The organism is Mycobacterium sp. 050134 (assembly GCF_036409085.1).
Lineage (GTDB): Bacteria > Actinomycetota > Actinomycetes > Mycobacteriales > Mycobacteriaceae > Mycobacterium.
In genome coordinates, this window is record NZ_JAZGLV010000046.1 from 1 (window position 1) to 7,315 (window position 7,315).

A 7,315-nucleotide genomic window follows, 5' to 3' on the forward strand; every position below is an offset into this window, starting at 1 on the left:
ACGGCGCTGGGTAATGGCAGTATCGGGGCGTTTGTGGGTGGTGAGCTGCAGACGGGGGCGCAGGCGATTTCGAATGCGATTGCTGGTGCGGGGATTTCGGTGGGGGGCTTGTCGACCGGTGGGGCTGCGGGGGTGCTCAGTGGGTTGAGTTCGTTTGGTGCCACGGTGGCCGGTCCGTATCAGGCGTTGTTCGCCAACACCGCCAACAACTTGCAGGCGATCGGGAACACCTTCTCTGCCAACCCGTTCCCGTTCCTGCACCAGCTGGTCAACAATCAGATCGGTTATGCCCAGCAGATCTTCACGGGCCTTCAGAATCTGCCGACTGAGTTGGCCAACCTGCCGGCGGCCATCCAGGCCGGCATCCAACAGATCGCCAGCTTCAACCCCGGTGCTTTTGTGCAGCAGCTGATCAACACCCAGATCGGCTACGCCCAAACCATCACCACCGGATTGCAAAGTGCGGGCCAGGACTTGATCACTGGCCTTCAAGGGGTGCCCGCGGGTTTCCAAACGGCGGTCCAGGACCTTCTGGCCGGCAACCCTTCCGGCGCGTACAACGCCCTCAGCTCGGCCGTCGTCGGCTCGGTCCTCCCCGGATTCGAGCAGGTGACTGTGGAACTCGGTGGAACGACTCCCGTTCCCGTGATCCCGCTTGGCCCGTTGGGAGACTTGGCCCCGATCGTCGCGATCCCCGGCCAGATGGCGCAGGGCTTCACCAACTTGCTTCCGCCCGGCACCATCGCTGCCGAAATGGCACAAAACTTCACCAATGTGCTGAACACCTTCACGAACTTCGGTACGACGGTGACAGGCTCCCTCGTGCTCACTTTCGGGTTGCCGCTGCAATTCGTCTTCGACTCGATCGGGATGCCGATCAACACGCTGAGCGCGCTGAACGCGAGCTCGGTGGCCTTCGTCAGCGCCCTGCAAGCGGGGAACGCCGCGGGGGCCGCCGCCGCGCTTCTGGATGCGCCGGCCTTTGCCGCCAACGCCTTCCTCAACGGGCAGACGCTCATCGGATTGCCCGAGCTCACCACAAACATCACCCTCGGAGGCATCCCCTTCACGCAGCTCGTGGCATCGGCCGAACTCCCGGTCGGTGGGCTTCTGACTCCGTTGAGCCCGGTTGTCCTCAACCCCGGCGGCCCAATATTCGGGACCCCGATCGGTGGCTTCATCCCCGGCTTGCTGAGCTTCGGCGCGCAACTCGCGGCGGCCATCACGCCGATGGGATAGCGGTACGGGCGGGGACGCGGCTCCGGCCGCGGTCCCGGCGTGGTCGTGTTTCGCAAGCATCTGGTCGCTGCCCGGCACAGATCCGGGCGCGCGGCCGGGGTCCTGCGGCACTTGCTCGGGCCGCACGCCGAGGTGTCTGACCGGCGACAATAACAATTCTCTAATTTTCCCGCCGCCCGCGGCGACGTGTGATTACGCTCACATAACCTGGGTGAACATCCGGTGACCGTCGTACTGGCCGATGGGAGATCGACATGTCGTTCGTCGTCGCGGTGCCGGATGAAGTGCAAGCAGCGGCGCAGAACCTGGCAAACCTCCGGGAAGCGATAGCGGAGGCCAGCTCGTCGATCGCGGGACCCACCACCGGAGTCGTCGCGGCGGCCCAGGACCAGGTATCGGCGGCGGTCGCCGCGATGTTCGGAACCTTTGGCCAGGAATATCAGGTTCTCAACGTCCAGGCCCAGGCCTTCCACGACCAGTTCGTCGGCTTGCTGAACGCGGGCGCCGGCGCATACCTCGGCACCGACGTCGCCAATGCCCAGCAAAGCCTCGTCAACGCGGTCAGCGCACCCGTCCAGGGAATCTTCGGGCAGGCCGGCGCGGCGGCGGCCGCAAACGGCGCCGCGCTCACCGCCGCTGCCGCACGGCCCGCGGCCCTCCTCGATCCAATCCTCGGCGGCGCGACAGTCGGGAGTTCGCTCCTGGGCGGTCTCGGCGGCGGATCGGTGGGTGCGAGCATCAACGGCGCCGTGAGAGCCCTCGAGAGTGGCAACCCCCTTTTGCTTCTTTCGGGGGCGGCCCTGCCGAATGTGTTCGGGGGCATCCCCGGGTTGCCGGCAACGCTTCAGTCGCTCGAAAGTGCGCTGCTACCACAGTTGTTCAATGCCGTAGCGAACCCGGGCGTGCCCGACATCGCGGGTCCGTATCAGACGTTTTACGACAACACCGTCGCCAACCTGCAAGCCTTCAGCGGGCTATGGTCTGCCAACCCCGCGCCTCTCCTGCGCCAGTTCATCGACAACCAAATCGCCTATGGGCAATTGGTCGCCACGTCCTTCCAGCACGCGGCCAACGACTTCGGGGCCGGGGTGGTTGCCTTGCCGTCTGCTTTCCAGGCCGCGTTCCAAGCCCTCGTGGCGGGCGACGTGACCGGGGCGGTCACCGACATCGGTAAGGGATTCGCCAACCTATTCTTCTCGGGTCTCGAGTTCAACACCAACGGGACCGTGACCGTGCTGGGTGCCCTGGGAGACCTGCTGCCCATTGCGGCAATTCCGGGTGACGTCGCCTTGAACTTCAGCAATGTGGTCGGAGCCCTCACCGACGCAAATATCTCGTTTTCGTTCTTACCGCCGTCATTCTCGGTCGGATTGCCTTTAGCGCTCGCTCTCGATGCGATTGGCGCGCCGGTCACCACTTTGAGCGCGTTTGCGAGCAGTGCAAATGCTTTTGCGGGGGCACTACAGACCGGCAATGCGCTTGGTGCCGCGGCCGCCCTCATCGACGCGCCAGCGGTCGTTGCCAATGGCTTCCTCAACGGGCAGCAGTCGTTGACGCTCGAGTTGCCTACGTCCTTATCGCCGATCCCGTTCACGTCCTCATTGACGGCGACCATTCCGCTTGGGGGACTTCTGGTTCCACTCCAGCCGGTCAACGCGACGGCGGTCGTCTTGGGTAATCCGACGACAATCCCGCTCGCTGGAACCGAGTTCGGCGGCCTGATCCCGGGCCTCTACAGCGGGTCGATGCAACTCGCGGACGCGATAACACTCGGCTGATCGATCCGGGTTGCGCCGCGCTTCGGACGCATGTCGACATCCGGGGCCACAGATATTGTGCGCCGACTAAGATTCGCAGCGCCCACATAACGAAACTACGATTTTCCCTCGCGCGCAGCTGAATTCCCCTTACGCTCACTTCGGCCGATGCCATCGGGCGGCTTCGGAAGAGCGGTGGGAGACGAAAATGTCTTTTGTGGTCACAATTCCGGATCTGGTGACGGCCGCTGGCGGAGATTTGGCGAGTATCCATTCGACGTTGAGCGAGGCCACTGCGGCCGCCGCCGGTCCCACCACGGTCGTGGTGGCCGCGGCCGGGGACGAGGTGTCGGCCGCGATCGCGTCGGTGTTCGGGGCGTTGGGTCAGGACTACCAAGCGCTTTACGCGCAAGCGGCGGCGTTCCACGGCCAGTTCGTCAACCTGCTGAACGGGTCTGCGGCCGCCTACCTCAGCGCCGAGGCCGCAAACGTGCAGCAGGCCATGGCGAACGCGGTCAACGCGGCGGTCGCCGCACCAACCGACATAGGTGGCACGCTGGGCGCCGTCGTCGGCCGTTACGAGAGCGTGTTCGCCAACACCGCGGCCAACCTGAGCGGCATCGGCAACACGTGGACGAACGTCACGGAGCCGGCGCTGCTGCAAGCGTTCGCCACCCAAATCGGTGTCCCGCAACGAATTGCGGCGGCATTCGGCAGCGGAAACCTGTTGTCGCTGTTGAACGTGACCGGAGAGAGCGGCCTCGGCTACGCGAACCTGGCACAGCAGCTGACCACGCCGATATCCGTGTCGGTCACGTCGTTGAGCCCGTCGGGCGCATCGATCGCGGTCGGATTCGGGCTGCCGTCCCTGCTGGCCTTCGATGCGTTGGGTGCGCAATTCAACGCCGCTTCCGCGGCGGCGGCCAGCAGCGCGGCGTTCTACAGCGCGGTGCAGGCGGGCGACCCGCTCGGCGCCACCATCGCACTGATCGACGCCCCGGCCAACATCGCCAACGGACTACTCAACGGGCAGCAGAGCCTTGCGGTGAACCTGCCGCTGCCCGGATTGTCGTTGACGGCCAACATTCCCTTCACCGGGCTGTTGGCGCCGCTTCAGCCCTGGACGGCGAGCGCGATGGGCCCCGGCCTACCCCTGATGAATACCGTCACAGTGACGGGCTCGCCGGTGGGCGGCCTGGTTCCGGCGTTGCTCAACTACGCGCCCCAGCTGCTGGCAACGGCACTGACAAGCTGACCGTCGGCGAGACCGAGCCTTCGGGCGGGCCAAACATTTCGCATCGTGCGGAGTTCTTTCGCTTGATGGATGGCAAACCGCGAGATTTCGTCCGCGCCTAAGTAAATCCCGATTAGGCTCAAGTCCAGCCTGGATGAATCGCCGTAGTAGTCAAGGGAGACTGGTATGTCGTTTGTCGTAGCGGTGCCGGAGCTGGTTCAAGGCGCGGCACAGGATTTGGCAGGTATACAGAACGCCCTGGCCGAGGCCGCGGCCAGCGTTGTCGGCCCCACCACCGGTGTGGTGCCGGCCGCGGCGGACGAGGTGTCGGCCGCAATCGCATCGATGTTCGGCAACTTCGGGCAGGAGTTTCAAGCACTCAGCTCGCAGGCGCAGGCGTTCCACGCCGAGTTCGTCAACCTGATGAACGCCGGCGCCGGGGCCTACCTCAGCACGGAGGTCGCCAACGCCGAAGAGGCGCTGGCCAATGCGGTGAACGCCCCGGCGCAGGCGTTGTTCGGGGGTGTGGGCTCCGGCGGCGCGGCGACCTCAGCCGCCTCGGGCGGGCTGCTCGGTGGCCTCCTCGGCGGGAGCGGTACCTCCGGTGGGGCGTTGATCGGCAGCCTCACCGGGCTGACAGCAAACACCGGTATCGGCGGCGTGCTGACCAGCCTGGGCTCCACCACCGGGCTACTCGGTGGCCTGACCAGTGGCGCGACGGATCTCGGCGGCCTCCTCGGCGGTCTGACGGGTGGAACGACCGGCCTCGGTGGGCTTTTGGGCGGTCTGACGGGTGGAACGAGTGGCCTGACCGGGCTGCTGGGGGGTTTGACCGGGAGCGGTGGGCTACTGGGCGGCCTGAACTCACTCGGCGGCAGCCTGGGCTCGCTGCTCACCGGCGTTCCCGGCCTGTCCGGTGCCCTGGCCGGGCTGCAGAATTCGTTGACGGGCGTGGTGAATTCATTGCTCCCGGGCCTGGTCAACGTCCAAATCGGCGCGGGCCCGTACTTCACCGGGCTCTGGGGGCCCTACGAAGCGCTCTTCAACAACACCTGGTCCAACCTACAAAGCCTCGGCGCCGGTTGGTTGGCCGACCCCTTCCCGTTCCTGCGCCAGTTCGTCGCCAACCAGATCGGCTATGCGCAGACAATCGGGGCCGCCCTGCAATCGGGCAATTTCGCACCCGTGTCGGCGATACCCGGCGAGATTGCGCACAACTTCACCAATGTCTTTGCGACGCTGACCAATACGAACATCACGTCGTCGTTGGTAGTCTCGTCACTGCTTCCCCCGAGCCTGGGCATCCAGAACGCGGTCGGTCTGCCGCTGGTCTTCGGGGCGAGCGTGCTCGGCCCGCCGGTCGCCGCCCTGGAGGCGGCCGGTTCCAGTGCGTCCGCGTTCATGGCGGCGGTACAGGCCGGCAACCCCGCGGGCGCGTTTGCCGCCCTCTTCGACGCGCCCGCGTTCATCGCCGACGGCTTCCTCAACGGCCAGGTGACCTTCCCATACGCCCTGAGCCTGTCGAGCGTGACCGGGGCATTGGGGATAAACCTCAGCGAAATAGCGGATCTCAGTGTGGTCGGCAACTTCCCGCTCGATGGCTTGCTGCATCCGCCCGGCTACTACCCGGTGACCGCAACGCTCTCGGTGCTCGGCAATGCCGTCGGTCCCGTCAACGTGAGCATTGGGGCCGGCACTACACCCTTCACCGGGCTGCTGCCCTTCCTTATCAACTACGCGCCACAGCAGCTGGCCCAGGCGATCGGCGCCCCCGCGTCGCCGCCGCCCCTGTTGTCGCTGCCGCTCTTCACTTTCTAGTAATACGAACGCTAGTAATACGACCGGCTTTCGGTGTCCGCCCTTCGGTTCGTGGCCGGCGGCTTCGTTTTGCGTACGCCGGCGGTCACCGCCCGGAGGCTCGGGCAAATCCGGTAGAACAAGACGCTCGTACAAAAAAGTTCTGGGAAAGCGCTTCCGATTTTGCCAGCGGACCGCTATTTTCAGTTCTGGAGGCCCTGCGCGCCGGGCCCACGTACAGAACACGACGGATCGCCCGCACGGCGACGTGCCGTCGTCCGGAGCGCAGGTATCCGAATCGAGCTATCTGAAAACTAGGGTTTTCGGATTAATTCCACTCCGCGTAATTACGCTCAGGTCTGCCTCGACTCGTCGGGCCCTAGTCGTTCATTTGTCGTGGGGAGATGGACATGTCATTCGTATTCGCGGTACCAGATGTAGTCGAGATTGCAGCGCAGGACCTGGCGGGGATCCGCTCGGCGCTGGACGAGGTCGCGCAAGCGGTCATTGCGCCGACGACGGGGTTGGTGCCCGCGGCCGGGGACGAAGTGTCGGCCGCCATCGCGTCGCTCTTCGGGAACTTTGGTGAGGAGTTCCAGGCGCTCAATGCCCAAGTGGGGGCGTTCCACACCGCGTTTGTCAACGCGTTGGGTGGTGGAGCGGCCGCCTATGCGAGTGCCGAAGTGGCGAACTCGGCGGCGTTCCTCTCCGGAAGCGGCAATCTGGCCGCGGACCTCGGAACCGCGCTGTCCGGATTCGGCGCCTCGCTCGGCGCGTCGCTGTCGGGCGGTTTGAGCAGCAGCCTGGGTGCAAGCCTTGGGCCCACCATCGGGACGCTGCTCAGCGCCGGGATCGGCGGGGTCGCCGCCCAGACCGGCGGATTCATCCTCTCGAGCATCGGCAGCGGTCTGGTCGCGACGGGCAATGCAATCACGCAGGCCGGCCTCGCGCTGGAAAACGCCGGGGCGAGCCTCTCGGCCATGGGCGCTCCGCTCATCGCCCAAGCCAACGCCGCCCTCAACGCATTGCTCAACGCGGACTTTGCCGCCAACATCAGCGCGGCGCTCAACGCCGGCGTCAACGGGAGTCTCGCCGGGTTGTTCCAGACCGGCGCCAACTTGGCCGGCAGTCTCGGTGCCAACCTCAATGGCGCGCTCAACGCCTTGTTGAGCGGCAACCTGGCATTGCCTGCCCTGCCGCCGATCACGTTCCCGGCGTTGCCGCCGATTTCGTTGCCGAACATCGGTGCTGACATCAACGCTGCGCTGAACGCGCTGTTGTCGGGCAG

The 7,315-nt window shown here is 65.6% G+C and carries 4 protein-coding genes and 1 pseudogene; all 5 read left to right on the top strand.

The genetic code is table 11. The features are described 5' to 3' along the window. A pseudogene (locus SKC42_RS27225) lies at nt 1-1,239 on the top strand (PE family protein); the annotation flags it as partial. Between the two features lie 254 nt (nt 1,240-1,493). After that, entirely contained in the window at nt 1,494-3,017 is a 1,524-nt protein-coding gene (locus SKC42_RS27230) for a PE family protein (protein ID WP_330967340.1), read from the top strand. 187 nt (nt 3,018-3,204) lie between these two features. After that, nucleotides 3,205-4,251 carry a PE family protein gene (locus tag SKC42_RS27235; RefSeq protein ID WP_330967341.1) on the top strand — a complete coding sequence of 349 codons (1,047 nt, stop codon included), beginning with the start codon at nt 3,205-3,207 and terminating at the stop codon, nt 4,249-4,251. 165 nt (nt 4,252-4,416) lie between these two features. Then, nucleotides 4,417-6,048 carry a PE family protein gene (locus SKC42_RS27240; RefSeq protein ID WP_330967342.1) on the top strand — a complete coding sequence of 544 codons (1,632 nt, stop codon included), beginning with the start codon at nt 4,417-4,419 and terminating at the stop codon, nt 6,046-6,048. Nucleotides 6,049-6,437: 389 nt separating this feature from the next. Further along, the coding region (locus tag SKC42_RS27245; protein WP_330967343.1) for a PE family protein at nt 6,438-7,315 on the top strand (878 nt) is incomplete at its 3' end.

Coding starts and splice junctions, on each gene's coding strand:
- SKC42_RS27230 (WP_330967340.1), top strand. CDS start 1,494: ATGTCGTTCGTCGTCGCGGTGCCGGATGAAGTGCAAGCAGCGGCGCAG.
- SKC42_RS27235 (WP_330967341.1), top strand. CDS start 3,205: ATGTCTTTTGTGGTCACAATTCCGGATCTGGTGACGGCCGCTGGCGGA.
- SKC42_RS27240 (WP_330967342.1), top strand. CDS start 4,417: ATGTCGTTTGTCGTAGCGGTGCCGGAGCTGGTTCAAGGCGCGGCACAG.